This window comes from Aeromicrobium sp. SORGH_AS_0981 (assembly GCF_031453195.1).
GTDB lineage: Bacteria > Actinomycetota > Actinomycetes > Propionibacteriales > Nocardioidaceae > Aeromicrobium.
The window spans coordinates 3,059,850-3,084,970 of record NZ_JAVIZD010000001.1; the positions used below are offsets into that span (position 1 = coordinate 3,059,850).

The 25,121-nt window shown below is 74.0% G+C and carries 20 protein-coding genes and 1 pseudogene; 5 read left to right on the plus strand and 16 right to left on the minus strand.

Going from position 1 to position 25,121, the window contains the following annotated elements:
- Positions 1-50: 50 nt before the first annotated feature.
- The 12 genes and pseudogenes from QE370_RS15150 to rpsB all read right to left on the minus strand — a co-directional run bounded on the left by QE370_RS15150 (position 51) and on the right by rpsB (position 13,916).
- Positions 51-830, minus strand: a complete 780-nt coding sequence (locus tag QE370_RS15150; protein ID WP_309634859.1) for an HAD family hydrolase — start codon at positions 828-830, stop codon at positions 51-53.
- On the minus strand, positions 827-1,957 hold the full coding sequence (rlmN, locus tag QE370_RS15155) for a 23S rRNA (adenine(2503)-C(2))-methyltransferase RlmN (protein WP_067856672.1): 1,131 nt from the start codon (positions 1,955-1,957) through the stop codon (positions 827-829). Before rlmN ends, QE370_RS15150 begins: the two co-directional genes overlap by 4 nt.
- A 61-nt stretch (positions 1,958-2,018) precedes the next feature.
- Positions 2,019-3,020, minus strand: coding sequence for a putative zinc-binding metallopeptidase (locus QE370_RS15160; protein WP_309634860.1), 1,002 nt, complete (start codon positions 3,018-3,020; stop codon positions 2,019-2,021).
- A 55-nt stretch (positions 3,021-3,075) separates the two neighbouring features.
- Complete coding sequence (locus QE370_RS15165) at positions 3,076-3,948, minus strand: transglutaminase family protein (RefSeq protein WP_309634861.1); 873 nt, start codon at positions 3,946-3,948, stop codon at positions 3,076-3,078.
- Complete coding sequence (locus QE370_RS15170; RefSeq protein WP_309635270.1) at positions 3,945-6,437, minus strand: circularly permuted type 2 ATP-grasp protein; 2,493 nt, start codon at positions 6,435-6,437, stop codon at positions 3,945-3,947. The genes QE370_RS15165 and QE370_RS15170 overlap by 4 nt, the downstream gene beginning before the upstream one ends.
- Positions 6,434-9,142 carry a transglutaminase family protein gene (locus QE370_RS15175; RefSeq protein WP_309634862.1) on the minus strand — a complete coding sequence of 903 codons (2,709 nt, stop codon included), beginning with the start codon at positions 9,140-9,142 and terminating at the stop codon, positions 6,434-6,436. Before QE370_RS15175 ends, QE370_RS15170 begins: the two co-directional genes overlap by 4 nt.
- Before the next feature lie 439 nt (positions 9,143-9,581).
- Positions 9,582-9,788, minus strand: a pseudogene (locus tag QE370_RS15180) (transglutaminase N-terminal domain-containing protein); the annotation flags it as partial.
- A gap of 43 nt (positions 9,789-9,831) precedes the next feature.
- On the minus strand, positions 9,832-10,713 hold the full coding sequence (locus QE370_RS15185) for a phosphatidate cytidylyltransferase (RefSeq protein ID WP_253027106.1): 882 nt from the start codon (positions 10,711-10,713) through the stop codon (positions 9,832-9,834).
- Positions 10,703-11,257 (minus strand): ribosome recycling factor, encoded by a 555-nt coding sequence (gene frr, locus QE370_RS15190; RefSeq protein ID WP_253027109.1) that lies wholly within the window; start codon positions 11,255-11,257, stop codon positions 10,703-10,705. Before frr ends, QE370_RS15185 begins: the two co-directional genes overlap by 11 nt.
- Positions 11,257-11,991, minus strand: coding sequence for a UMP kinase (gene pyrH / locus QE370_RS15195; RefSeq protein ID WP_253027110.1), 735 nt, complete (start codon positions 11,989-11,991; stop codon positions 11,257-11,259). The genes frr and pyrH overlap by 1 nt, the downstream gene beginning before the upstream one ends.
- A 125-nt stretch (positions 11,992-12,116) precedes the next feature.
- Positions 12,117-12,932 carry a translation elongation factor Ts gene (tsf, locus tag QE370_RS15200; RefSeq protein WP_253027107.1) on the minus strand — a complete coding sequence of 272 codons (816 nt, stop codon included), beginning with the start codon at positions 12,930-12,932 and terminating at the stop codon, positions 12,117-12,119.
- Between the two features lie 93 nt (positions 12,933-13,025).
- Positions 13,026-13,916, minus strand: coding sequence for a 30S ribosomal protein S2 (rpsB, locus tag QE370_RS15205; RefSeq protein ID WP_253027108.1), 891 nt, complete (start codon positions 13,914-13,916; stop codon positions 13,026-13,028).
- Between the two features lie 334 nt (positions 13,917-14,250).
- Here rpsB and QE370_RS15210 point away from each other — a divergent pair, with 334 nt between their 5' ends.
- Positions 14,251-15,192, plus strand: coding sequence for a peptidoglycan DD-metalloendopeptidase family protein (locus QE370_RS15210; protein WP_309634863.1), 942 nt, complete (start codon positions 14,251-14,253; stop codon positions 15,190-15,192).
- Here QE370_RS15210 and QE370_RS15215 read toward each other — a convergent pair.
- From QE370_RS15215 to QE370_RS15225, 3 genes are read right to left on the minus strand one after another with little or no spacing between them, the layout of a single operon-like run.
- A complete protein-coding gene (locus QE370_RS15215; protein ID WP_309634864.1) occupies positions 15,149-16,549 on the minus strand; it encodes a condensation domain-containing protein in 1,401 nt (466 codons plus the stop codon). The genes QE370_RS15210 and QE370_RS15215 overlap by 44 nt on opposite strands.
- The gene (locus QE370_RS15220) at positions 16,530-18,014 is read right to left on the minus strand and encodes a condensation domain-containing protein (RefSeq protein ID WP_309634865.1); all 1,485 of its coding nucleotides are present in this window, start codon (positions 18,012-18,014) and stop codon (positions 16,530-16,532) included. Before QE370_RS15220 ends, QE370_RS15215 begins: the two co-directional genes overlap by 20 nt.
- Positions 18,011-19,432 carry a condensation domain-containing protein gene (locus QE370_RS15225; protein ID WP_253027370.1) on the minus strand — a complete coding sequence of 474 codons (1,422 nt, stop codon included), beginning with the start codon at positions 19,430-19,432 and terminating at the stop codon, positions 18,011-18,013. The genes QE370_RS15220 and QE370_RS15225 overlap by 4 nt, the downstream gene beginning before the upstream one ends.
- Positions 19,433-19,635: 203 nt before the next feature.
- Between QE370_RS15225 and QE370_RS15230 the strand changes: the two genes are divergently transcribed.
- The 4 genes from QE370_RS15230 to QE370_RS15245 are packed head-to-tail and all read left to right on the plus strand — an operon-like array spanning position 19,636 to position 24,185.
- A complete protein-coding gene (locus QE370_RS15230) occupies positions 19,636-20,979 on the plus strand; it encodes a hypothetical protein (RefSeq protein ID WP_309634866.1) in 1,344 nt (447 codons plus the stop codon).
- A gap of 40 nt (positions 20,980-21,019) precedes the next feature.
- Positions 21,020-21,985 carry an ATP-binding cassette domain-containing protein gene (locus tag QE370_RS15235; protein WP_309634867.1) on the plus strand — a complete coding sequence of 322 codons (966 nt, stop codon included), beginning with the start codon at positions 21,020-21,022 and terminating at the stop codon, positions 21,983-21,985.
- Positions 21,982-22,791 (plus strand): ABC transporter permease, encoded by an 810-nt coding sequence (locus QE370_RS15240; RefSeq protein WP_309634868.1) that lies wholly within the window; start codon positions 21,982-21,984, stop codon positions 22,789-22,791. The genes QE370_RS15235 and QE370_RS15240 overlap by 4 nt, the downstream gene beginning before the upstream one ends.
- A gap of 20 nt (positions 22,792-22,811) precedes the next feature.
- Positions 22,812-24,185: a hypothetical protein gene (locus QE370_RS15245; RefSeq protein WP_309634869.1), complete on the plus strand. Its 1,374-nt coding sequence runs from the start codon at positions 22,812-22,814 to the stop codon at positions 24,183-24,185.
- Between the two features lie 19 nt (positions 24,186-24,204).
- Here QE370_RS15245 and QE370_RS15250 read toward each other — a convergent pair whose 3' ends face one another.
- Positions 24,205-25,116: a tyrosine-type recombinase/integrase gene (locus QE370_RS15250; protein ID WP_309634870.1), complete on the minus strand. Its 912-nt coding sequence runs from the start codon at positions 25,114-25,116 to the stop codon at positions 24,205-24,207.
- Positions 25,117-25,121: the final 5 nt, after the last annotated feature.

The following is a 25,121-nucleotide window of genomic DNA, read 5'->3' on the forward strand; positions in this document are numbered from 1 at the left end:
AACCTAGGGGCGGCCTCCGACACCGCCCTCCTCCCCGGGAACGGGTCCGGTCAGGGCGCGGTCAGCCGCTCCAGCACCTGCGCGACGCCGTCGTCGTCGTTCGACCCGATGACCTCGTCGGCCGCGGCAAGGACGTCGGGATGGGCATTGGCCACGGCGAGCGCACGACCGGCCCAGGCGAGCATCGGCAGGTCGTTGGGCATGTCGCCGCAGGCCCACACGTCGCGGGCCGCGATGCCGCGCTCGGTGCACCACGACTCCAGCCCCGACGCCTTGGTGACACCGCGCGGCGTCAGCTCGGCCAGGCCCACGGCGCCGGAGAAGCCCAGCTCGGCGCGGTCACCCACCACCTCGGACACCCGCGCCAGGAACGCCTCCTGCTCGACGTCGGGGGCACGAGCCAGCAGCTTGCCGGCACCGACGGCCTCGAGGTCGTGGCCGACGGCGTCGTCGCGGTGCGCGTCGAGGAAGTGCTCGTCGCGGCGCATGCCGTCCGCGCACTCGACGGCGAAGCCGATACCCGGCACGGCCGCCCGCAGGTCGGCCAGCAGGACCCGCAGGTCGGCCGGCGCGAACGGGTGCGACTCCACGACCTCGCGACGCGCGACGTCGAGCACGAAGGCACCGTTGCCGCAGAGCGCCACGCCGTGACCCCCGACCGCGTCGGCGAGCTCGTCGAGCCACCGCGGAGGCCTGGCGGTCACGAACACGACCTCGATCCCTGCGTCCTCCGCCGCGGCGACGGCGGCACGCGTGCGGTCCGACAGGGTGCCGTCGCTGCGCAGGAGGGTGCCGTCGAGGTCGGTCGCGAGCAGCGCGGGTCGGCTCACGCGTCGGACGCGGCGAGCTGGCCGCAGGCGGCGTCGATCTCGTCGCCGCGGGTGTCCCGGATCGTCGTGCTGATGCCGCGCGAGACGAGACGGCGGACGAACTCGTCCATGTCCTCGTCGCGGGAGCGGGTGAAGCGCGAGCCGGGGACCTCGTTGAGCGGGATGAGGTTCACGTGCACCCAGCCGCGACCCTCGCCGTGCGCGAGCAGCAGCTCGGCCAGCAGGTCGGCGCGCCAGGCCTGGTCGTTGATGTCGCGCATCATCGCGTACTCGATCGAGACCCGACGGCCGGTGACGTCGAAGAAGTGCTTCGCCGCCGAGACGGCCTCCTCGACGCTGTGCCGCGTGTTGATGGGGACCAGCTCGTCGCGCAGCTCGTCGTCGGGGGCGTGCAGCGACAGCGCGAGCGTGACCGGCACGCCCTCGTCGGCCAGCTGACGCATGCGCGGCGCGAGCCCCACCGTGCTGACCGTGATGTTGCGCGCCGACATGCCGAGTCCGTCGGGCGCGGGCGAGGTCATGCGACGCACGGCGCCCACGACCGCCTTGTAGTTGGCCAGCGGCTCGCCCATGCCCATGAACACGACGTTGGAGAGTCGGCCCGGGCCACCGGCGACCCGTCCGTGCGCCATCGCGGCGGCCGCGTCGACGACCTGGTCGACGATCTCGGCCGTGCTCATGTTGCGCTGCAGGCCGCCCTGGCCGGTCGCGCAGAACGGGCAGGCCATGCCGCAGCCGGCCTGGCTCGACACGCACACCGTCGCGCGCTCGGAGTAGCGCATCAGCACCGACTCCACGAGGGCGCCGTCGAACAGGCGCCACAGCGTCTTCAGGGTCGTCCCCTGGTCGGCCTCCTGGACCTTGACGGTCGACAGCAGAGGCGGGAGCAGGGCCTGGGCGATGGCGTCGCGCTGCGCCGCCGGGAGGTCGGTCATGGCCTCCGGGTCGCGCTGCAGGCGCGCGAAGTAGTGGTGCGCGACCTGCTTCACCCGGAAGGCGGGCAGGCCGAGCTCCTCGGCCGCGGCCTTGCGCTCGTCGGCGGAGAAGTCCGCGAGGTGACGCGGAGGCTTCCCGCGACCGCGCGGGGGCTCGAGGACGAGCGGCAGGGTCTTGATGGGCTCGCTCACCGCACCATCCTCCCAGCCCGACCCCAGCGCTGTCGAAACGCGCGGGCCGGGCCGGGTCGGCTCACGCCGGGACGGGGTGCGGGTCTCGCGCCAGGGCGGCGACGAAGTCGAGCTTGTCGAGCACCGGCGGCGGGATGACGAACGGGTAGAGGTCGTCTGCGCCCATCGCCCGGTTGATCTGGTTGAGCGCCGTGGACAGCGGGATCCAGACGCCCGTGACGAGGTCGCTGAACAGGGTGAAGGCACTCGGGTCGACCGTGGTCAGGCCGTAGGCTCGCGCGGTCTCGACGGTGTCGCTGATGTGCATCCAGTGCGCGAAGGTCTCCGCGAAGTCCTCGAACGGGTGCATCGTCGCGTAGGTGCTGATGTAGGACTCCTGCCAGTCCTCCGGCGGGCCCTCGCTGTAGTGCCGGTCGATCTCGGCCTGGTAGTCCTTCGACTCGTCGCCGAAGAGCTCCCGGCACGCGTCCATCCGCTCCTCGCCGCGCACGAGCACGGACTCGAAGTAGTGGCCGACCTCGTGGCGCAGGTGGCCCAGCATCGTGCGGTAGGGCTCGTCGAGCTCGGACTGCACCTTCACGCGGTGCGCGTCGTCGCCCTCGGCGAGGTCGATCGTGATGACACCGTCCGCGTGGCCGATGACGACGTTCTCCTCCACGCTCGACAGCATGTCGAAGCACAGGCCCTGCTCGGGGTCCTCGTCGCGCGTCGTGATCGGCAGGCCGCGCGCGTCGAGCTCGACGACGAGGCGACGCTTCGCCGCCTCGGCCACCGGGTACTGCGAGAGGCCCTCGAGGTCGTCGTCGGCCGGACGCGTGCGCGTCAGGTCGCAGCTGAAGCACTGGCCCCCCTCGACGGTGGCCAGCCACGTGCAGCCGGAGAGGTTGAGGTTCGCGCACACGTGCCAGACCAGACCCTCCCGGTCGACGTAGCGACCGTCCTCGTCGACGGGCACGATCTCGTTCTCGTTGCGGGAGTACCCGAGCGCCGTCCCGCAGGAGACACACAGGGAGTTCTCGAAGTACAGGGCGTTGCCGCACACGCGGCAGGAGAAGGCCTTCACGTGCCCATCCTTCCCCCGCTACGGCGGGGGCGCATCCCCATCCGGGAGGGACGTCTCAGACCGGCACGACGTCGACCGCGACGGCGAGCGTCGACGTCTTCGCCTCGGTGAAGATCACACCCTTCAAGGGAGGCACGTCGGAGTACTCACGACCCCATGCGACCGTCACGTACCGCTCGTTCGCCGGCTGGTCGTTGGTCGGGTCGAGGGCGAGCCAGCCACCTCCCGGGACCCAGACGGCCGCCCACGCGTGGGTCGCGTCGGCACCGACGACGCGCTCCTTGCCGGGTGGCGGCTCGGTGGCGAGGTAGCCGCTGACGTACCGGACGGCGAGCCCGTGCGAGCGCAGGCAGGAGAGCGTGAGCTGGGCGAAGTCCTGGCACACCCCGGCACGCGCCTCGAGGACGTCGGCGATCGTCGACGTCACCGTCGTCGCGCCCTGCTCGTAGGCGAAGTCGGCGTGAACCCGGTGCATCACCTCCAGCACCGCCTCGCCCAGCGGTCGACCCGGCGTCAACGACGTCGCCGCGTAGGCGTGCGCAGCCGCTGGCTGGTCGACCGACGGGGAGGCGAGGGCGAGGTCGAGCGCGCTCCAGGCGTCGGGCACGTCGGGCCGGACCGAGGGACGCGCCTGCTCCCAGGGCACGCCCAGCGCGACCGGGTCGAGCACGGGCTCGTCGACCTCCACCACGCTGTGCGCGACGACGTCGAGCGTGCGGTGCGGCGTGTCGAGCTGGAAGTACGTGGCGGTGTTGCCGTAGTGGTCGACGTCGGTCGAGCGGTCGAGCGGCTCGGGGTCGACGTCGACCTGGTGGGCCACGACTCGCTGCCACGGCAGGTCGCGCGGTGTCAGGTACGCGATGCCGTAGCTGCCGGTCACGTCGTCGTCGTAGGTGTAGGTGGTGCGGTGGGTGACGTCCAGCCTCATCGGGTCCCCCGTCCGGAGAGGCCGAACGCCCGGGGCGCGGGGGCCGTGGCCAGGTGCGTTCCCGCGAACGCCTCGGCGACCCGCAGGAGGTGGATGGTCAGGCTGTCCAGGTGCCGCTCGAGGTTGGGTCGCGACTCGCCCTCGATCGGCACGAGCTCGGCGACGTGGGTGCGGTCGACCTCGTCGACGAGATCGTCCAGGAGCCGCTCGGGCCGGCTGGCGCCCGTCGACGCAGGCAGGGCGGCGACGTGGCGTCGCAGCGTCTCGAGGTTGAAGCGCAGCGAGCGCGGGTTGGCCGGGTCGGCGAGGAGCAGCTCGACGAGGCTGGTGACGCGGACGAACCCGCGGTACCGGCGTCGGTGGGTGATGGCGCTCTCGGTGGCGGTCAGCACGCCCTGGTGCAGGTGCCGGTCGACGTCGATGCCGCGTCGGACCGTCACCGTGCGGCGCAGGAGGGCGACGACCTGCAGGCAGCGCTCGAGCGCGCGTCCGGCCTCGAGCGTCTCCCACCCCTCGTCGTGCACCATGCTGGCCGTCGCACCGTGCAGCGCGAGGAGCCCGGTGAGCATGCGCTCGGCGCTCTCCGTGACCTGGAGGCTGTGGTCGTTGGCGTCGAGCAGCGCGGCCGCGCGCTCCGTGGCCCCGAACGCGCGGAACACGTCGACCGACAGCTGGTCGCGCACGCCCTCGGCCGCTCCCCGCAGCGCGGCGAAGGAGTGGGCCACCGAGGCCGACCGCTCGACGTCGAGCAGGACGGAGCGCAGGTCGGCGTCGACGCTCTCCCCGTCGCCGGCGTCGTACGGTCCGGGCACCTGGTGCAGCAGTGCGCCGCGCAGCACCCGCAGGGCCACGCCGCCGGGGCTGTAGGGACGCGCCCGGAAGTCCTCCGCGAGGGCGTGGGCGACGAGCACGAGACGCAGCGTGTCCTCCGCGCGCTCGGCGTAGCGGCCGAACCAGAAGAGGTCCTCGAGCACGCGCGGCACCAGCGGCGTGACGCTGCTCGACGACGTCACCGCGAGCACCTCGGCCAGTCCCTGGTCGGGCTGGTCGGGCGCGTCCTTCAGCACCCACACGTCCTTGCTCGACACCGACCGCGCACCGTCGAGCACCGACGCGAGCCCGCCCAGCATCGGCCGGTAGGACGACCCGTAGCGCAGCGTGAACGTCCGCAGCGCCACCGACTGGGGACGCACGGCACCACCCGCGAGGCGCGGCGCCTGCGACCATGCCGGCAGCTCCTGGGCGGCGAAGCGGTGCGGCTCGGCCTGCACACGGGCGAGCAGCTCCGCCGGACCGAGGCGGTCGACGTCGACCGATCGGTCGATCGACCGGACGGCGAGCTCGTCCCACCGCTCGCGGGCGAGGGCGAGGGCGTCGGGGTCGCCGAGCCAGGAGGTCGGGACCGACGGCAGCCGCAGCGGCTCGTCGAGGAGGTGCTCGCACAGGCGGGCCATGTACGGGAGCAGCGCGGGGTTCTCGAGCACGCCGGAACCCAGGCCGTTCACGATCCGCACGCTCCCGCGACGGACCGCCTCGAGCAGGCCCGGGACGCCGAGCTGGGAGTCGCCGCGCAGCTCCAGCGGGTCGCACCACGGCGCGTCGACGCGCCGCAGGATCACGTCGACACGCTCCAGACGGCCGAAGACCCGCATCCACACCGCGCCCGAGCGCACCACGAGGTCGCTGCCCTGCACGAGCGGGAAGCCCAGGCTCGACGCGAGGTGCGCCTGGTCGAACGCGGTCTCCGACGCCGACCCGGGGGTCAGCACGACGACGCGTGGGTCGTCGACGTGCTCGGGCGCGGCCTGCATGAGGGTCGACCGCACGGCCTGCAGGAACGGCCCCACCTGGTGCAGGCCGGCGTCGCGGTACATCTGGGGCAGCACGCGCGAGATCACGTGCCGGTTCTCCATGGCGTACCCGAGCCCGGACGGCGCCTGCGTCCGGTCGGCGACGACGACCCAGTCGCCGGCGGGCGTGCGGGCGACGTCGGTGGCGGTGAGCAGCAGCGGGCGGTCGTCGACCGTGCCCGGGCGCGCCGCCACGCGCAGGAAGCCCTGGTGGGCGTAGACCACGGCCGGCGGCACGACGCCCTGTGCGAGGACGCTGCGCGGTCCGTGCAGGTCGGCGAGCAACGCGTTCAGCAGCTCGGCGCGCTGCGCGAGGCCGACCTCGAGGGGCGCCCAGTCCTGGGCGCTGAGCACGAGCGGCAACGGGTCGAGCCGCCAGCGCGACCCCGGCTCCCCGGGACGTCGGTACGTGACGCCGTCGTCGCCCAGGAAGCGTCCGATGTCACGCTGCACGCGACGCAGCTGCACGTCGGTGATCTCCAGCGCGCTGGCGGCGAGCGTCCGCCAGGCCGGCCGCAGCGAGCCGTCGGCGTCGACCACCTCGTCGTAGCGGGCGGGTGCGGCGTCTGGGGGTCCCTCCCGCTCGCGGGGGCGGGTCGGCTGACCGACCTCCGACGCGTAGTCGCGCAGGACGGTCATGGCGCGGCGGGCCGCCCGGTCGGAGGTACCCGTCGCAGGTCGAGCGTGTGGGGGTAGTCGGTGCTGTGCGCGCGGCGGCCGGCCTCGACCAGCGCGCCGACGTCGACCGGTCCGGTCGACGCGGGGTGCGGCACGAAGCGGCTCGAGCGACGCGCCTCCGCCTCCTGCGCGTTGACCGGCGGGTGGTCGTAGGCCCGACCGCCCGGGTGCACGACGTGGTAGGTGCAGCCGCCGAGCGCCTGGGCCACGACGGTGTCGACGACCTCGACGTGCAGCGGGGAGTGCACCGGGATCGACGGGTGCAGCGCCGACCACGGCTGCCAGGCGCGGTAGCGCACGCCGGCGTAGTACTCGCCGGGCACGCCGGTCGGGGTGAGGGGCACGGGAACACCCTGGCACGTGACGAGGTGCCGCGAGGGCGAGACGCCACGGACGGTCACCTGGAGCCGCTCGATCGAGGAGTCGACGTAGCGCGACGTCCCCGAGCCAGTCGCCTCCTCCCCCAGGACGTGCCACGGCTCGATCGCGCTGCGCAGCTCGAGCTCGACGGGGCCCGTCGGGGTGCTCACCTGCGTCACGCCGATGCGGGGGAAGCGGAACTCCACGAACGGGTCGAGCCACGTGCGCTCGAAGTCGATCCCGTGGTCCTGCAGATCGGCGACGACCGCGTCCACGTCGCGGACCGCGCCCTGCGGCAGCAGGAAGTCCTCGTGCAGCGCGGTGCCCCACCGCTCGAGCGGTCCGGTGGCGGGATCGTCCCAGAACCGGGCCACGAGGGCGCGCACGAGCAGCGCCTGCACCAGCGCCATCTGCGGGTGCGGCGGCATCTCGAAGCCGCGCAGCTCGAGCAGCCCGAGGCGTCCGCGCGAGGAGTCGGGGCTGTAGAGCTTGTCGATGCAGAACTCGGCGCGGTGCGTGTTGCCCGTGAGGTCGGTCAGCAGGTGCCGCAGGGCTCGGTCGACGAGCCAGGGCCGGAAGGTCTCGCCCTGCTCCTCGGCCTCGGCGACGAGCCGGTGGACCTCGGCGATCGCGATCTCCATCTCGTAGACCGACTCGGGGCGGCCCTCGTCGAAGCGCGGCGCCTGGCTCGTCGGGCCGATGAAGCGTCCGGAGAACAGGTACGACAGCGACGGATGGCGCTGCCAGTGCGACAGCAGGCTCACCAGCAGGTCCGGTCGGCGCAGCAGCGGCGACGCGGCGGGCGTGCGGCCCCCGAGCGTCAGGTGGTTGCCGCCACCCGTGCCGGTGTGCAGACCGTCGAGGTCGAACTTCTCGGTGCCCAGCCGGGTGCGGCGCGCCGCGTCGTACAGCGTCTCGGTGAGCGACACCAGCTCCGACCACGACGACGTCGGCTGCACGTTCACCTCGATGACGCCGGGGTCGGGCGTGACGCTGAGCTGGGTCAGGCGCGGGTCCGGCGGCGGGCCGTAGCCCTCGACGACCACCGGCGTGCCGACCGCCGCGACGGCCCGCTCCACGACGTGCAGGAGGTCGGCGTAGTCCTCGAGGCGCTCGGTCGGCGGCAGGAAGACGTGCAGCACGGGCGGCGCGTCGGGTCCGCCCGGCCGCACCTCGAAGGCCAGGGCGGTCGTCGGCGCACCCTCGGGGTCGCAGACCTCGACGTCGGGCACGCCGGGGACCAGGGTCGGCCCTGACTCGAGGTAGGACGGGTCGCCCGTGGCCTCGGGGTCGGACCACGCGATCGCGTCGAGCGGCAGCCGCAGGCCGACGGCGGAGTCGCCGGGCGCGAGCACGAGCCGGCCGCGCCGGAACCGCCACGCGGGGCTGCGCCACTGCTCGCCCGTCGCGAGCGGCAGCACCCAGCCGGTCGGCCTCTCCTCGGCCTGGTCCAGCTGGGCGACCTGGTCGACGTCGGGCCGGTCGACGTCGGGCCGTTCCCCCTCGGGCCGGCCGACCTCGCGCGCCACGACGGCGAAGGGGTCTTCCCACGCGGGGAGCACGAGCTCGTCGGGCAGGCCGAGCACGCGTGCCACCTCGTGCGCCAGCCGCTCGGCGGTGTCGTGCTGCACCGGCGTCGGGTCGGACCACGGGTCGCAGAGCAGCGACGCGTCGTGCCACAGCGGCTCGCCGTCGGTGCGCCACTGCAGCGAGACCTGCCAGCGCGGGAGCGGCTCGCCGGGGTACCACTTGCCCTGCCCCCGGTGGACGACGCCACCCTCGGCGTAGACCTGGCGGAGCCGCTCGGCGAGCTCCGTCGCCAGCAGACGCTTCTCGGGCCCGTCGGCCGCCGTGCTCCACTGCTCCGACGTCGAGTCGTCGACGCTGACGAACGTCGGCTCCCCGCCCATGGTCAGGCCGACCTCGCCCGCGTCGAGCCGCGCGTCGACGGTCTGCCCGAGCGCGTCGACGCGGTCCCACTGCTCCTGCGTGTACGGCAGGGTGACCCGGGGGTCCTCGTGCACGCGGGTGACCTCGTTCAGGAAGGAGAACTCGACCTCGGCCGGCTCCAGCGCCCCGGTGATGGGGGCGGCCGACGACGGGTGCGGCGTCGCGGACAGCGGGATGTGCCCCTCCCCCGCGAACAGCGACGACGTCGGGTCGAGTCCCACCCAGCCCGCCCCCGGCACGTACACCTCCGCCCAGGCGTGCAGGTCGGTGAAGTCCTCGGACGCACCGGCGGGCCCGTCGAGCGCCTGCGCGGCCACCAGCGGGTCGGGCGCGAGCTGCACCAGGTAGCCCGACACGAACCGGGGCGGCGAGACCGTGCTGGCGCAGCAGCGAGACCAGGAGCCACGCGCTGTCGCGGCACGAGCCGATCGCCCGGGTCAGCGTCTCGTCGGGGCTCTGGACGCCCGGCTCCATGCGGACCGTGTAGGCGACGTCGCGGTGCACGGCGGCGTTCAGGTCGGCGAGGAACTGCACGAGCGGCACCCCGTCGTCGGCCGGCTCGGGCAGGGCGTCGCGCCAGGCCCGGACGACCGGCCCCGGACCCTGGCCGTCGCCCTCGTCGACGGGCCGCAGGTACGGGGCGAGGTCGGCCGCCAGCTGCGGCTCGTAGGCGAACGGGTAGGTCTCGGCGTACTCCTCGACGAAGAAGTCGAACGGGTTGACGACCATGAGGTCGGCCACGAGCGTGACGTCGACGTCGAGCTCGCTGACCTTCTCCGGGAACACCAGGCGCGCCTGCCAGTTGCCGAACGGGTCCTGCTGCCAGTTCACGAAGTGCTCGGCCGGCGAGACACGCAGCGCGTAGGAGTCGATCGGCGTCCGGCTGTGCGGCGCGGGCCGCAGCCGCACGACGTGCGGGCCGAGGGCGACGGGACGGTCGAACCGGTAGGTCGTGCGATGGCGGAGCGACACCTTGATCGACATGGGCCAAGCCTGCCGCATCCCTGTTTCGGCTCGATGTCCGCGTCGCCCGACGCCTCCGCGCTCAGGCGGGGGTGACGAGGTAGTGCAGGATCAGCCAGGCGACGGGCGCGACCGCGATGAGCGAGTCGAGCCGGTCCATGATGCCGCCGTGGCCGGGCAGGAGGTCGCCCATGTCCTTGATGCCGAGGTCGCGCTTGATGAGCGACTCCGAGAGGTCGCCGAGCGTCGCCATCACGACACCGGCGACGCCGAGCAGGACGCCGACCCACCAGTCGCCGTCGAGGGCGAGGGTCACGGTGGCGATGCCGGCGGCGATCCCGAAGACGAGGGACCCGCTGAAGCCCTCCCAGGACTTCTTGGGGCTGATGGTCGGGGCCATGGGGTGCTTGCCGAGGAAGACGCCCGCGGTGTAGCCGCCGACGTCGGAGGCGACCGTCGCGACGATGAAGGCCACGATCCGCCAGGGACCGTCCGTCTCGACCAGCATGAGCATGACGAAGACGCCCATGAGGTGCAGGTAGGACAGGCAGAACACCCCGGCGCTCGCGTCACGGACGAATCCGTCGGCGCCGTCGGAGAGTCGCCACACGAGCGTGCCGATGACGGTCAGCGCCATGGCGACCGCGGCCGTCTCCATGCCGCCGTAGTAGGCGCCGAGGAGCATCAGCGTGCCACCGGTGAGCACCGGCAGGAACGGCACCTTGATGCCGGCGGTCCCGAGCGCCCGGGCCAGCTCCCACAGGCCGACGCCGAGCGCGAGCACGACGACCGCCACGAACACGTCCTTGAACAGGAACAGCGAGACGACCACCATCGCGCCGAGACCGGCGCCGACGCCGATCGCGGCGGGCAGGTTGCGGCCCGCGCGACTCTTGCGCTGGGCGACGGCCGGGTCGGTCTCCCCCAGGGGTCCGTCGGTGGGCGCGGCCTCCTCAGACCTCAAGGAGCTCCGCTTCCTTGTTCTTGAGCAGCTCGTCGATCTGGTCGACGTGCTGCTTCGTCAGGGCGTCGAGGCGCTTCTCGGCGCCCACGTTGTCGTCCTGGCTGATCTCGGAGTCCTTCTCGGCCTTGTCGAGGGACTGCTTCGCGTTGCGTCGCACGCCGCGGACGGCGACGCGTCCCTCCTCGGCCTTGGAGCGGGCGAGCTTGATGTACTCGCGGCGGCGCTCCTCGGTGAGCTCGGGCAGCGTCACGCGCAGCACCTTGCCGTCGTCGGAAGGGTTCACGCCGAGGTCGGAGTCGCGGATGGCCCGCTCGATCGCACCCTTCGCACCCTGGTCGTACGGGCTGATGATGACGGTGCGCGGCTCGGGTACCTGGAAGCCGGCCAGCTGCTGCAGGGGCGTCGGCGTCCCGTAGTAGTCGGCCGTGATCTGGGAGAACATCGCCGGGTGGGCGCGACCGGTCCGGATGGCCGCGAACTCCTCCTGGGTGTGCTCGACGGCCTTGTCCATCTTGGTGCCGGCCTCGCGCAGGGTCTGGTCGATCACGGTGCGTCTCCTGTCGTCGTCCCGATGTGTGGTCCTGCGTCGCCGTGGACCAGCGTCCCGATCCTCTCACCCTGGAGCACCCGGGCGATGTTGCCCTCACCCTCCATGCCGAAGACGATCATCGGCAGGTTGTTCTCCATGCAGAGCGCGAACGCGGCGGCGTCGACGACCTTCAGGCCGAGGCGCAGGGCCTCCGCGAAGGTGAGGTCGTCGAACCGGCGCGCGGAGGCGTCGGTACGCGGGTCGGCGGAGTACACCCCGTCGACGCCGCTCTTGCTCATGAGCACCGCGTCGGCCTTGATCTCCAGGGCGCGCTGGGCGGCCACGGTGTCGGTGCTGAAGTAGGGCATGCCCGCACCCGCGCCGAAGATGACGACGCGCCCCTTCTCGAGGTGGCGCATCGCCCGGCGCGGGATGTAGGGCTCCGCGACCTGGCCCATGGTGATGGCCGACTGCACGCGGGTGTCGATGCCCTGCTTCTCGATGAAGTCCTGCAGGGCGAGGCTGTTCATGACGGTGCCGAGCATGCCGATGTAGTCGGCCCGCGAGCGCTCCATGCCCCGCTGGCTCAGCTCGGCGCCGCGGAAGAAGTTGCCGCCGCCGACGACGATCGCCACCTGCGCGCCCTCGCGGACCGCCTCGGCGACCTGGCGGGCGATGCCGTTGACGACGTCGGGGTCGATGCCGATCTTGCCGCCGCCGAACACCTCGCCGGACAGCTTGAGCAGCACGCGGCGGACGCCGGGGCCTGGGGCCCCGGCGTCCGCGGTGCTGAGGTCGGCCGGGTCACCGTGCGTCGGGTGGTGGGTCACGATGCTCCGGTCCTTCCTGTCGTGGTGCTGGTCGGCTCCGTGGATCAGGCGCCGATCTCGATGTGGGCGAAGCGCTTGACGTCCACGCCGGCGCCGTCGAGGACGGCCTTGACCGACTTCTTGTTGTCGGTGACCGACGGCTGGTCGAGCAGGACGACGTCCTTGAAGAAGCCGTTCACGCGACCCTCGGTGATCTTCGCGATCGCCTGCTCGGGCTTGCCCTCCTCGCGCGCCGTCGCCTCGGCGATCTCGCGCTCCTTGGCGACGATGTCGGCGGGGACGTCCTCGCGGGTGAGGTAGCGCGGGCGCATGGCGGCGATCTGCATGGCGGCGCCGCGGGCGGCGTCGAGGTCGTCACCGGTGTACTCGACGAGCACGCCGACGGCGGGCGGCAGGTCGCTGGCGCGACGGTGCAGGTAGACGGCGACCTGGCCGTCGAACGCGGCCACGCGGCCGAGCTGGATCTTCTCGCCGATGACGGCGGCGAGGGCGCTGATGGTCTCCTCGACGGTCTTGCCGTCGTCGAGCGTGGTCTTCGCGAACGCCTCGGCGTCGGCGGGCTTCGTGGCGTCGGCCGCGGCGGCGAGCCGCTCGGCGAGCGCGATGAACTGCTCGTTCTTCGCGACGAAGTCGGTCTCGGAGTTCAGCTCGACGATCGCGTTGCCGGAGCTGGCCACGAGGCCGGCGGAGGCCTCGCGCTCGGCGCCGCGCTTCGCGGCCTTCGCAGCCCCCGAGATGCGCAGGATCTCGACGGCCTTGTCGAAGTCGCCGTCGGCCTCGGTGAGGGCCTTCTTGGCGTCCATCATGCCCGCGCCGGTGGCGTCGCGGAGCTTCTTCACGTCTGCGGCAGCAATGGCCATGTGAGGGTCTCTTCCCTGGGTCGTGGTGGTGGAAGGGGGGTGGTCGGGTGCCGGAGGTCGTCCGGCACCCGACCGGGTGTCACGGGGTCGACGTCACTTCTCGGCGGCGGCCGGCTCGGTCGCCTCGGCAGCCGGAGCCTCGGCCGCGGGGGTCGCCTCGGCGGCGGGCGCGTCGGCCGCGGGGGCCTCGGCGGGGGCGTCGTCCTTCTTCTCCAGGAGCTCACGCTCCCACTCGGCGAGCGGCTCGCCGCCACCGAGCTCGGAGCCGGCCTCCTCGGCGCCCGTCTTGGCGCCGCCACGCTGCAGCAGGCCCTCGGCGACGGCGTCGGCGACGACGCGCGTCAGGACGCTGACGGAGCGGATGGCGTCGTCGTTGCCCGGGATCGGGTAGGTGACGTCGTCGGGGTCGCAGTTCGTGTCGAGGATCGCGACGATCGGGATGTTCAGCTTCTTGGCCTCGTCGACGGCGAGGTGCTCCTTCTTGGTGTCGACGATCCACACCGCGGACGGCGTGCGGCCCATGTCGCGCACACCACCGAGGGTGCGGTTGAGCTTGTCGTACTCGCGACGCATCTGGAGGAGCTCCTTCTTCGTGCGGCCGGAGCCGGCCACGTCGTCGAAGTCGATCTCCTCGAGCTCCTTCATGCGCTGGAGGCGCTGGTGCATCGTCTGGAAGTTGGTGAGCATGCCGCCCAGCCAGCGCTGGTTCACGTAGGGCATGCCGACGCGCTTGGCCTGCTCCTCGATCGGCTCCTGCGCCTGGCGCTTGGTGCCGACGAAGAGGATCGTGCCGCCGCGGGCGACGGTGTTCTTGACGAACTCGTAGCCGGCGTCGATGTAGGCCAGCGACTGCTGCAGGTCGATGATGTAGATGCCGTTGCGCTCGGTGAAGATGAAGCGCTTCATCTTCGGGTTCCAGCGACGGGTCTGGTGCCCGAAGTGGACGCCGCTCTCGAGCAGCTCTCGCATGGTGACGACCGCCATGGTCGATCCTTCCTGTGGACGCACCGGCCCGAGGGCGGGTGGTCCGGTTCCTGGTTGACGCACCACCGGTCGGTGGTGCCCTGACTCCCGCGCCGCGCGAGCCGACCTGCGAGCAGGACCAGGGTCGCGCCCGAGGTTCGACCGGCTGGCGGTGTCACGACGGAGGCGGGCGTGCGAATTTCACGTCCGAGGACGTGATGGGGTCAGTCTAGGACACGGGGTCCGAGATCGAGAAATCCACCGGTGCGCGACGACCGCGCGCCGCGGGTCGGCGGCGTCCACAGCTCGGTGTCGTCCCCTGGAGCGGGGGTACCGGCGACGGTTGGCTCGGGACATGCGCCACCCGTCCTCGAGTGTCCTGCTCCTGCTGGTCCCGCTCCTCACGCTGCTGACGCTCCTCCAGCCCGGTCCGGCCGGCGCCGACGGGGCACCCGCCGACGGCCCGCCGTGGCGGTGGCCCCTCGGCTCGCGTCAGGTGACGGCGGAGTTCGACCTGCCCGACGGGCCGTACCGGGCGGGTCACCGCGGGGTCGACCTCCCCGGCCGGGCCGGCGAGCCGGTCCGCTCCGTGGCGGTCGGGCGGGTCCTGTTCTCGGGCACCGTCGCGGGCGTGGGCGTGGTGACGGTCGAGCACGGGGCGGAGCGGTCCACCTACCAGCCGGTGGTCCGTCGTGTCGTCCGCGCCGGCGACGCGGTGGAGGCCGGTGACGTCCTCGGTCGGCTCGACGTCGCGGGCTCGCACTGCGCGGGACCCTGTCTGCACCTCGGCCGGCTCGCCGGCGAGCGCTACCTCGACCCGCGGGGTCGGCTGACGGGTGCGTCGCGGTTCGTGCTCGTCGACCCGCAGGGCCCGCTCCCCCGCCCGCCCGCGGGCACGTTCGGCGGGGCGGCGGGAGGGAGGGGCGGGTGGTCGCGGCCGGTGGGAGGCCCGGTCACGTCGGCGTACGGGATGCGGGTGCACCCGGTCACCGGGGTGCGCAAGCTGCACGACGGGGTCGACCTCGGCGCCGCGTGCGGCACGCCCGTCCGGGCAGCACGCACCGGCACCGTGCGCAGCGTGGGTCACGACGGTCCGTACGGCCTGCGGGTCGTGGTCGAGCACGGCCCAGGGCTCGAGACCGGGTACGCGCACCTCTCCGCCACGTCGGTGGCACCCGGCGCACGGGTGACGTCGCGCACGGTGCTCGGTGCGGTCGGCTCGACCGGCCTGTCCACGGGCTGCCACCTGCACTTCATGGTGACCCGACGGGGTGAGCCGGTCGACCCGCTCCGGTGAGCGCGAGCGGACTGGTGCACGGCCCGGAGGCCAGGGTGGCGACCCGGTCCCGCCAGCGCTCGAGCAGGCTCGCGACGACCCGGGCCGCCGTCAGCGTGGCCGGTGTGCGGACGCGCACACCGAGACCCTCGGGCGTACGGGAGACCCACACCTGGAGGTCGTCGGCCACGGTCGGTGCCGACACGTGGTGGGCTCGGCGCCTCAGCAGCTCCTGGTGCCCGGGCAGGCGCCGGTAGTCGAGGTAGGAGGCCATGAAGACGTCAGACCGTTCGCGCACCAGCGGCCGCGACGCGGTCCCGAGCACCTGGTCGAGGGGCACGGCCGCCATCGCACGGGCGGCCTCGACGGCTCCGGCGGCGTGCGCGAGCGTCGCGCACGGGTCGGGGTGCGTCGCCAGCTCGACGGGGACCGTGGTCGTGAGCCACCCGACCGTCCGTCGCTCCGCGGGCGTCGACCTGAGGTGGACGGGCATGAGGAGCGGCAGCACGGCCGGCCCGCCCAGGTCGGCGACCGCGGACGCGAGCGTGGCGAGCGCAGCCGTCGCCGTGGACCCGCCGTGCAGGCGGGCGTGGTCGCCGAGCCGGTCCGCGACGCCGGCGTCGCCCAGCACCGACACCTCGGTGCGTTGCGCGGCGCGCTCGCCGGGCTCGACGCCCAACGACAGCGGGAAGGTCGGCAGGCGGTGGTCCTGGCGCGCGAGGAAGTCGTGCCAGGACCGCAGTCGCGCGTCGTCGGGGGCCACGCGCGGCGGTGGGTCGGCCAGCCCTGCGACGAAGCACGACGTCTCGGGCAGGTCGGGCGCCCGTCCGTCGTGCGCGAGGCCGGTGTAGACGGTGTGGAGGTCGTCGACCAGCACGGCGAGGGAGTAGGCGTCGACGTGGAGGTGGTCGAGCCCGAGGACGACCGTCGAGCGGCCCGGGCGCGAGATCGCGGCGGGCCAGAAGGCCGGGTACGACAGCGGCCAGCACGCGGCGTCGAGCTGGCGACGCACGTGGTCGCGGGTCTCGTCCACGGTCGACGTGCGCACGTCGGCACGTCGGGTCCAGCGCAGGTCGGCTGCGTCGTGCTGCCTGCCGTGCACGGCACCGTCGACCACCTCCGCGCCGACCCGGAGAGCACTGTGCCGTGCGACGACCGCCCGGTAGGCCCCCTCGAGCGCGGCCACGTCGACAGGACCCTCGACGTCGAACCCCGCCGCCATCCACACCGACGGCTCCCCTGCCACCGCCCCGGCGAGGTGGTTGCGCTGGTTGAGGGAGAGGTCGACGCGACGTCGTGGGGGGACCCCGGGCTCGACGTCCCAGGAGACGACCGTGCCCGGCGCGGGCGTCCAGAGGTCAGCCGACGTGACCAGCACGGCTGGTCTCCACCTCGGGCAGCGACGTCGACCCCTCGGCCAGCGTCCCGGCCACGCGAGCCAGCACCGCGGAGTACCGCGAGACGGCCTCGTGCGCCTCGGGGGTGTCGGGGTGCTGCAGCCCGACGTAGAGACGCTCCGCGTCGCGGTTGACCCACATCGAGGCGTTGGCCGTGCGGCCCTCGCCCGTGAAGTGCACCCCGCGCTCGTGCGCGGGCCGGCCCGCCCCGGGGAAGCGACGGACGTCGAGGTAGGAGACCAGCTGCGGCGACCCCACGCCGTCGGGTCCGAGCACGCCCGTCCGCAGCATCTCGGCCAGCGCGACGTGCGCCGGCATGCGCGACGTGCGACGGCCGGCCTCGAAACCGGCGTGCGCGGCGACCAGCAGGGCGTCGAGGTCGTCGGCGTGCGGCGCGACCTCGAACAGCACGGGCGCGAAGGTGCAGAACCAGCCGTGCGACCGCAGGTACGGTCCGGTGTCGCGGGCGCCCAGCACCGTCACACCGGCGTAGGTCGCGCGGTCCGCGAGCAGGTGGTCGGTCGCCGCGAGCGCCGCGAACACCGCGGAGACCGTCCGCACGCCGAGCGCGCGGCACCGGGCGTCCAGACGCGAGGCGGCCTCGGCGTCGAGCAGGTCGTAGGACGCGATGTGCACAGGCGCCGTCGCACCGGGCTCGAGACCGAGGTCGAGCGGGAAGGACGGCAGACGTCCGCCTTGGGACTCGACCAGGTCGGTCCAGGCACGCACCTCGGGCGAGGACGGGTCGTAGGTGGCGGCGCGGGCGCGTTCCTCGGCCGCGAAGACGCCGAACGGACCCGACTCCTCCGGGGTCGGCAGTGCCCCCTCGACCACGGCAGGACCACCGGCCTCGGCCACCTCGGCCGCGTAGAGGTCGGCGAGCTCGGAGGCGACCATGAGCTGCGACGCGCCGTCGGTGAAGGCGTGGTCGCAGCCCCAGAAGAGACCGAACCCGTCGGCGTGCTCGACCGCGCCGAGGACGAACCCCGGCCAGGCGTCGGGTCGGCAGGCGGCGTCGAAGGTCCGGACCAGGTGCGCCTGGAGCGCCTCGTCCCACGAGCCGTCCTCGACCTCCAGATCCTGCACGTCGACGACCGCGTGCTCGACGTCGGCGACCGGCACCACGTGACGGACGGGCACCTCCCCGCTCAGGTCGAACCAGGACCGCAGGCCCTCGTGCGTCGTCACCAGCCGCGTGAGGGCACGGGCGAGGGCGTCGCGGTCGAGCGGGCCGTCGAGCTCGGTCGCCACGCCGGTCCAGGCGCGGTGCACGCCGCCTGCGCGCCGACGGGCGGCGTAGGCCCGCAGGTGGTCGGCCTGCAGGAACGACGGCGGCGCGCTGTCGACGGGCGCCCCGGCCGCGGCCGCGAGGCTCGCGGGCGTCGGACCGAGGGTCAGCACCGTGCCGGGCGCCGTGCGCCACCGCGCCATCTCCGCGAGGATCATCGGTCCGCCGCCGTCGCGAGCAGGCTCGCCCGCTCGTGCTCGACCATGTCGGCCAGGACGGCCCGCAGGTGCGCCGCGAGGCCGCGGACGGCCGCGTCCACAGCCCAGGCACCCGGGTAGCGGACCGAGAGGTTCAGCCCGCCCTGGTGGCGGATGAGCCACAGGTAGAGCTCGTCCGGGGCGAACACCGGGGACCTCAGCGCGCGAGCCTGCTGGGCCGGCCAGCGCTCGGCGCCCGGCACGTGCCGGACGTCGACGTAGGACACCACGAAGTGCGGTGTATCGCCGACGCCCAGGAGCTCGGCGACCCGGGGGAACGGGTGCCGCGCCAGGTCCTTGACCTCCCGCGTCGCGGCGTCGGCGCGGGCGACCGCCTCGGCGAACGTGTCCGTCCCCGACAGGTCCAGGTCGACGGGGCACAGGCCGACGTACCAGCCCACGGACTCGCGGTGCCGGGGGTCGTGGCGGGTGTGCATCGGCATCACGAACCGCAGCCGCTCGACGCCGGAGCGTCGCCGCGACGCGATCCCCAGCGCCGCGAGGCCGGCCGCCTGCATCCCGACACCGTGCTCACGCAGCCGTCGGCCGAGCTCGTCGGTCTCGGGCCCGCCCAGCACCCAGGTCGAGAGGCTGCGCTGGCGTCGAGGACGGTCGTCGACGCCGGCCGCCGCGACGTCGGGGTGGTGCGGGAAGGCGGGCACGTCGCGCGGCTCGCCGTTCTCGTCGAGCGACGTGAAAGCGCGCCAGCGCAGCACCGCCGGGTGCTCCGCCGACAGCTCCTCCCCCGCCCGACGGTCGACGGCCGAGAAGTCGACGTGGCTGCCCACGTCGAGCACGGCGAGGGCGTCGTCGTCGACGCCGGCGAGGGCCTGGCGGTACAGGTCCTCCATCTCGGCGAACCACAGGACCTGCGAGTACGCGTCCATCACGCTGTGGTCGGCCGCGAAGACCAGGACGAAGCCCTCGGCGTGCGCGCCGCGCACGGTCGCGAACACGCAGTGCGGCCAGGTGACGGGCGACAGCCTCGCGAGGAACTGCGCCACCTCGACCCGCGCCGCGTCGCTGGACCGGTGCCCGAGCACCTCCGGGCGGACGTCGACCTGGGCCTGGCCGACCGTCCGTCGCTGCCACGCGCAGGTCGACGCGGGGTCGGCGGTCCGGCGGACGGTCGTGCGCAGCACCTCGTGACGCGCGATCCAGGCCCGCAGGGCCCGACGCAGGGCGTCGGCGTCGAACGGCAGCGGCACCCGCATCGCCGAGCCGATCCACGATCCGTCGGGATCTCGTGCCAGGTGCGCGGCGTGGTCGTAGGACAGCCCGCGCGGGTCGTCCTCCCACGCCTCCGACGACGTCGTCGGCGTCCACGTCGTCACGATCCCTGCCGGGATCGGGTAGTCGTCGAGCTCGGTGTACTCCATGGCAGTGCTCCCCCCGTCCGGTGCGCCACCGGTCTCTTCGGTGACGCGATCCATCCGCCACGTCCGCGCACTCCCCGCGGCCGTTGCTCGCCAGTCTGCGCGCCCCCGCGGAGTGCGCGCGACGTGATGATGCTCACGCGCCCCTCCCCCTGGACACGGTCTGCAGCGGCCCGCTTGACTCGGCAGAACCTGGGGGGGTGTTCATGATGACGATCGACCACGCGACGGTTCGTCTGACGTTCGGGGACGACCTGTTCCTGAGACGTCACCGCGGCGTGGGGACGCCGATCGTCAACCAGTTCGTCTGGCGTCTCGACGACGTCGTGCCGACCGCGGCGCTGGTCCGGCTGCGCGACGAGCTGGCCCGCGGGGCGCTCTCGCGGAGAGCCGACCGCCCCCGCGTGCCCGGCGCACGAGGCCGCTGGTCGCGGGCGCCCCACGCGCCGCCGATCGACGTCGAGCCGACCGTGCTCCCGGACTGCGACGTCGTCGACTGGCTCCGGGCCAACCACACCGCACCGCTGCACCCCGGCCGCGGCGAGTCGTGGCGGCTGGCGAGCGCACGGCTCTCCGACGGCGGCTCGTTGCTGTCGCTGATCGTCGACCACGCCGTGGCCGACGGCGGCGCGATGGTCGACGCCGTCGAGCGGGCGACCTCCGGTCGTGCGCCACTGACCCTCCCCGACCGCGACGGCACCTGGGGGACGCTGCGTGGCGACCTGGAGGACGCGACGCGCCAGCTCCGGGCCGTCGTGCGGTGGGGCGCCGCGAGCGCGCTGCGACGGGGTGGCGGCGCGACGACCTCCGCGGGGGCGTCGCCGCCGCCGACCACCGACGGGCCGACCGCGCCCGAGGGCTGGGTCGTCCCCACCGTCGTGGCGGAGTGCCGCACGGCCGACGTCGAGGCTGCAGCGGCCAAGCACGGCGGCACCCTCAACACCTGGTTCGTCGCCCTGGGCGCGTCGCTGGTCGTGTCGGCCGGGATCACGGACGAGGACGAGCCCGTGCTGGTGGCGCTGCCCGTCACGGCGCGTGGCACCGACGATCCTCGGGCCAACGCCACGCGGATCGCCCGCGTCGCCGTCGACCCGGGCGACCTGCGGCGCCACGACCTCGCGCCGCTGCGGGCGGGGTGCCGTGAGGCCTACGCCCGGCTCGGCACGCGCGACACGTCGGCCGGGGACGACGACGCCGGCTCGCTCCTCACGCTCGTGCAGATGCTGCCCGACGCGGTCGTGCGGCGGCTGCCGGTGCCGACCGGCCCTCGCGTCCTGGCCTCGAACCTGGGGACGATGTCTCCGGCGTTCAGCGCGCCGACCGGGACGCCGGCCCGCAGCATCGCCGCGCTGGCCGGCCACCGGGTCGTGGACGACGCCGAGATCCGGGCGCTCGGCGGCGGTCTGACCGCCTGGGCGTGCACCTCCGGCGGGCGCACCACGGTGACGGTCGCCGCCCTGGACCCGGCGCGGGTGCCCGACGACGAGACCTTGCGTGACCTGGTGCGGTCGGGCCTGGCGGCGTGGCACGTCGAGGCACGGCTGTGGTGAGCGTCGGGCGCTGGGCGCCGCGACCGGACGAGGGGGGACGATGATGACCGAGTGGGCCATCCGGGCCGAGGGACTGGTCAAGACGTACGGGGAGCAGCGGGCGCTCGACGGCCTCGACCTGTCCGTGCGTGCCGGCACGGTGCACGCCGTGCTCGGGCCGAACGGCGCCGGGAAGACGACCGCGGTGCGCGCCCTCGCGACGCTGGTCCGCCTCGACGGCGGGCGGGCGGAGGTCTTCGGGCAGGACGTGATGCGCTCACCCACGCAGGTGCGCTCCCTCGTCGGCCTCACCGGCCAGTACGCCGCGCTCGACGAGCTGCTGACGGCGCACGAGAACCTCTACCTCTTCGCCCGGCTGGTCGGCTGGCGACGGGCGGAGGCCCGCTCCCGGGCGGCCGACCTGCTCGAGCGGTTCGGCCTGACCCACGTGGCGCACCGCGCCGTCTCGACGTTCTCCGGAGGCATGCGGCGACGTCTCGACATCGCGGCCAGCCTCCTCGGGGACCCGCCGCTGCTGTTCCTCGACGAGCCCACGACGGGCCTCGACCCGCGCACGCGCGCCGACATGTGGGCGACGGTGCGCGAGCTCGTCGCCCAGGGAACGACGGTGCTGCTCACCACCCAGTACCTGGAGGAGGCGGACCAGCTCGCCGACCGGATCGCGGTGATCGACCGCGGACGCGTCGTCGCCGACGGCACGCCCGCCGAGCTCAAGGAGTCCGTCGGCGGCCTCACGCTCCACCTGGTCGTGGCGGACCCGGCTCGTCGTGTCGAGGCGGCCCGCGTCCTGCACGAGGTGACCGGGCAGGTGCCGCAGGACGACGGCGTGCTCCTCGCCGCGCCGGTCCGGTCGGGCGCCGTGACGTCCGACGTCGTGCTGGCGCTCACCGCTCGGGGGATCGAGATCGGCGAGCTCAGCGCGGCCCGCCCGAGCCTCGACGAGGTCTTCTTCGCGCTCACCGGAGCCCTCGACGCGCCCGGCCCCCAGCGACAGGACGCGGCATGAGCGCCGCGATCGGGACGCCGGCGCGACCGGTGCCGCGCGGCGGCGTGGGCCCGTTGTCCGCACTGGCCCAGGTGCTCACGTTCGGCCACCGGGGACTCCTGCGGGTCCGCCACGACCCGCAGCGCCTCTTCGACGTCATCGTGCTGCCGGTCGTCGGCACCATCCTGTTCGCGAACGTCTTCGGCGGTGCCGTCGCGGGTGGCGTCGACGCCTACCTCCCCCAGCTCGTGCCCGGTGTGCTCGTCCAGATCGCCGTCACCGCCTCGGTCGTCACGGGCGTGCAGCTGCGCGACGACATCGACCGCGGTGTGTTCGACCGCTTCCGGTCGCTGCCCGTGGCGCGCACGGCACCGCTCGCGGGGGCCCTGCTCGCCGACGTCGTCCGCTACGTCGTGGCGGTGACGATGACGGTGCTCGTCGGCGTGACGATGGGCTACCGGCCGGAGTCGTGGGCCGGGCTCGTCGCCGGCTGCGCGCTCGTCGTGCTGAGCGGCTTCACCATGAGCTGGGTGTTCGCGCTGATGGGCGTCATGATGCGCAGCGCCGCCGCCGTGCAGGGCGTGTCGATGCTCGTCCTGACGCCGCTGTCGTTCATGTCGAACGCGCTGGTGCCCACCGAGACGATGCCGGCGTGGATGCGGGCGATCGCGGAGGTCAACCCGGTCACCCACCTGGTCTCGGCGGTGCGCGACCTCGCCGGGGGCGATCCTGCTGCCGGGTCGGTGCTCACCGCGCTGCTCGGCTCCTTCGCCGTGCTCGCGATCTTCGCGCCGCTCACGGTGCGGGCGTACGTCCGACGCGACTGACCACCAGGGCTGGAGGAACCGTGAACCTGCAGAGCACCCAGGTCGCGCGAGCGACCGTCACCGAGGGCAACCGGTTGACCCTCGACGACGACCTCTTCGTGCGGGCGCACCGCGTCCTCGGGATCCCCGTGGTCAACCAGACCGTGTGGCGCTTCGACCGCCCCCTCGACCCGACCGGGGTGGAACGGCTGGACCTCGGGCTCCGCGAGGGACCTCTCGCCCGCTCGATCAGACGCTCACGCATCCCCGGTGCCCGCGACAGCTGGGTCGCGTCGTCGGCGGGTGGCCCGGTCGACGTGGCGACGTCGCCGCTGCAGCCGGGTGACGTCCTCGCGTGGGCGGAGGAGCGGGCGGCCGAGCCGCTCGACCCGTGGTCGGGCCCCACGTGGAGCCTCGCGACCGCCAGCACGACCGACGGCGGCTCGGTGCTCTCCTACCTGACGCCGCACGTCGTCTGCGACGGTGGCGCGCACGTCGCCGCCCTCGTCGCGGCGGTCGAGGGCGGCGGCCTGCGTCGACTGCCCTCGGAAGGGCCCGCGCCGACGGTCCGCGACGACCTGCGCGACGCGGTACGGCAGGTGGGGCTCGCGCTGCGCGGTGGTGCCACGGCCGCGCGTGACGCGCTCACGTCGTCGCGACCTCCGCGCACCGACGTGCAGACGTCGCGCGACGGGCTCCTCGGCCCCGACCGGGCGGGCGACGACGCGCCGCGCGTGCCGGCCACCGTCGTCGTCGACCTCGACGCCCGCGCCTGGGACGAGGCGGCCGCGCGGCACGGCGGGACGTCGAACAGCCTGCTGGTGGCCGTGGCCGTGGAGGTGCTGCTGGCCTCGGGGCGGGTCGAGGCGGGGCGCCCCGTGCGGGTCTCGTTGCCCGTGAGCCTGCGCGGCCCGGACGACCTGCGCTCGAACGCGACCTCGGGCGTCTCGATCGACGTCGACACCGAGGTCGCGGACGGTGTCGGCCGCGTCGTCGACCTCGCGGCCGTGCGGTCACAGGCCCGTGGCGCGTACGCGACCCTGGCGGCCGGGAGGCGCGACCCCCTCGGCCCCCTCACGCAGCTGCTGCCGGACCCGGCGGTCGCGGTCCTGGCCCGCGGCGTCGCGGCGCCGCTGTGCCTGTGCTCCAACCTGGGACGGCTGCCGGCCACGTTCGCCGCACCGCTGGGCCGTCCGGCGACGTCGGTGCTGATGCGGTCGGTGACGCAGGGGGTCACGCCCTCGATGCTGCGGCGCACGAGAGGTGGGCTCACGGTCTGGTGGGCCCGTCACGGCGACACCGCGACGCTCGCGGTGCTGGGGGTGGACCCCGACCACCTCGGCGACCGCGAGGCCCTGGCGCGTCTCGTCGTGGCGACGACGTCCCGCTGGGGCGTGCCGAGCACCCCCTGGTGACCGCCGTGCCGCGCCGTCGTCAGGCCCGGGGGTGCGCGAGGCGGTAGGCGGTGCGCAGACGTTCGTTGCTGACGTGCGTGTAGATCTGGGTGGTGCCGAGCGACGCGTGGCCCAGCACCTCCTGCACGCTGCGCAGGTCCGCGCCACCCTCCAGCAGGTGGGTCGCTGCGGTGTGGCGCAGCCCGTGCGGGCCGAGGTCGGGCGCCCCGTCGACGGCGGCGAGGCGGTCGTGCACCACCTTGCGGGCCGTGCGCGGGTCGAGCCGTCCCCCACGGAGCCCGAGCAGCAGTGCCGGGCCGCTGTCCGACGTCGCGAGCGCCGGGCGGCCGCTGGTCAGCCAGGCGTCCAGCGCGTGCGCCGCCGGGAGGCCGTACGGGACGGACCGTTCCTTGCGGCCCTTGCCGAGCACGCGCACGAGCCGTCGCCCGGGGTCGACGTCGTCCACGTCGAGTCCGCACAGCTCCCCGACGCGGACGCCCGTGGCGTACAGCAGCTCGAGGACGAGCAGGTCGCGCAGCCCGACGGGTCCGTCGTCGGCGACCGCATCGGCCGTCGTGTCGAGCAGGGCCCGCACCTCGTTCTCGCTCAGGACGGCCGGCAGCTCGCGCCGCGCCTTCGGGCTGGCCAGCAGCGCGCCGGGATCCGACGGCGCCCGTCCGGTGCGGACGCACCAGGCCGTGAACGTGCGCGCCGACGTGGCACGCCGGGCGATGGTCGCCCGGGCGCGGCCCAGTGTCTGCTGGTTGGCGAGCCAGCTGCGCAGCGCGCGGGTCGTGAGGTCGGCGGGCCCGTCGAGACCCAAAGCCTGTGCATGCTCGGCGAGCAGGGAGAGATCGGTGCGGTAGCCGCGGACCGAGTGCTCCGACAGGTTCCGCTCGTGGCGCAGGTGCTCGGCGAACGCCTCGACCGCGTCGTCCCAGGCTGCACCCATGCCCC

Coding starts and splice junctions, on each gene's coding strand:
- QE370_RS15220 (WP_309634865.1), bottom strand. CDS start 18,014: ATGATCCTCGCGGAGATGGCGCGGTGGCGCACGGCGCCCGGCACGGTG.
- tsf (WP_253027107.1), bottom strand. CDS start 12,932: ATGGCCATTGCTGCCGCAGACGTGAAGAAGCTCCGCGACGCCACCGGC.
- rpsB (WP_253027108.1), bottom strand. CDS start 13,916: ATGGCGGTCGTCACCATGCGAGAGCTGCTCGAGAGCGGCGTCCACTTC.
- QE370_RS15235 (WP_309634867.1), top strand. CDS start 21,020: ATGATGACCGAGTGGGCCATCCGGGCCGAGGGACTGGTCAAGACGTAC.
- QE370_RS15225 (WP_253027370.1), bottom strand. CDS start 19,432: ATGGAGTACACCGAGCTCGACGACTACCCGATCCCGGCAGGGATCGTG.
- QE370_RS15165 (WP_309634861.1), bottom strand. CDS start 3,948: ATGAGGCTGGACGTCACCCACCGCACCACCTACACCTACGACGACGAC.
- QE370_RS15210 (WP_309634863.1), top strand. CDS start 14,251: ATGCGCCACCCGTCCTCGAGTGTCCTGCTCCTGCTGGTCCCGCTCCTC.
- QE370_RS15250 (WP_309634870.1), bottom strand. CDS start 25,116: ATGGGTGCAGCCTGGGACGACGCGGTCGAGGCGTTCGCCGAGCACCTG.
- QE370_RS15170 (WP_309635270.1), bottom strand. CDS start 6,437: ATGACCGTCCTGCGCGACTACGCGTCGGAGGTCGGTCAGCCGACCCGC.
- QE370_RS15230 (WP_309634866.1), top strand. CDS start 19,636: ATGATGACGATCGACCACGCGACGGTTCGTCTGACGTTCGGGGACGAC.
- QE370_RS15240 (WP_309634868.1), top strand. CDS start 21,982: ATGAGCGCCGCGATCGGGACGCCGGCGCGACCGGTGCCGCGCGGCGGC.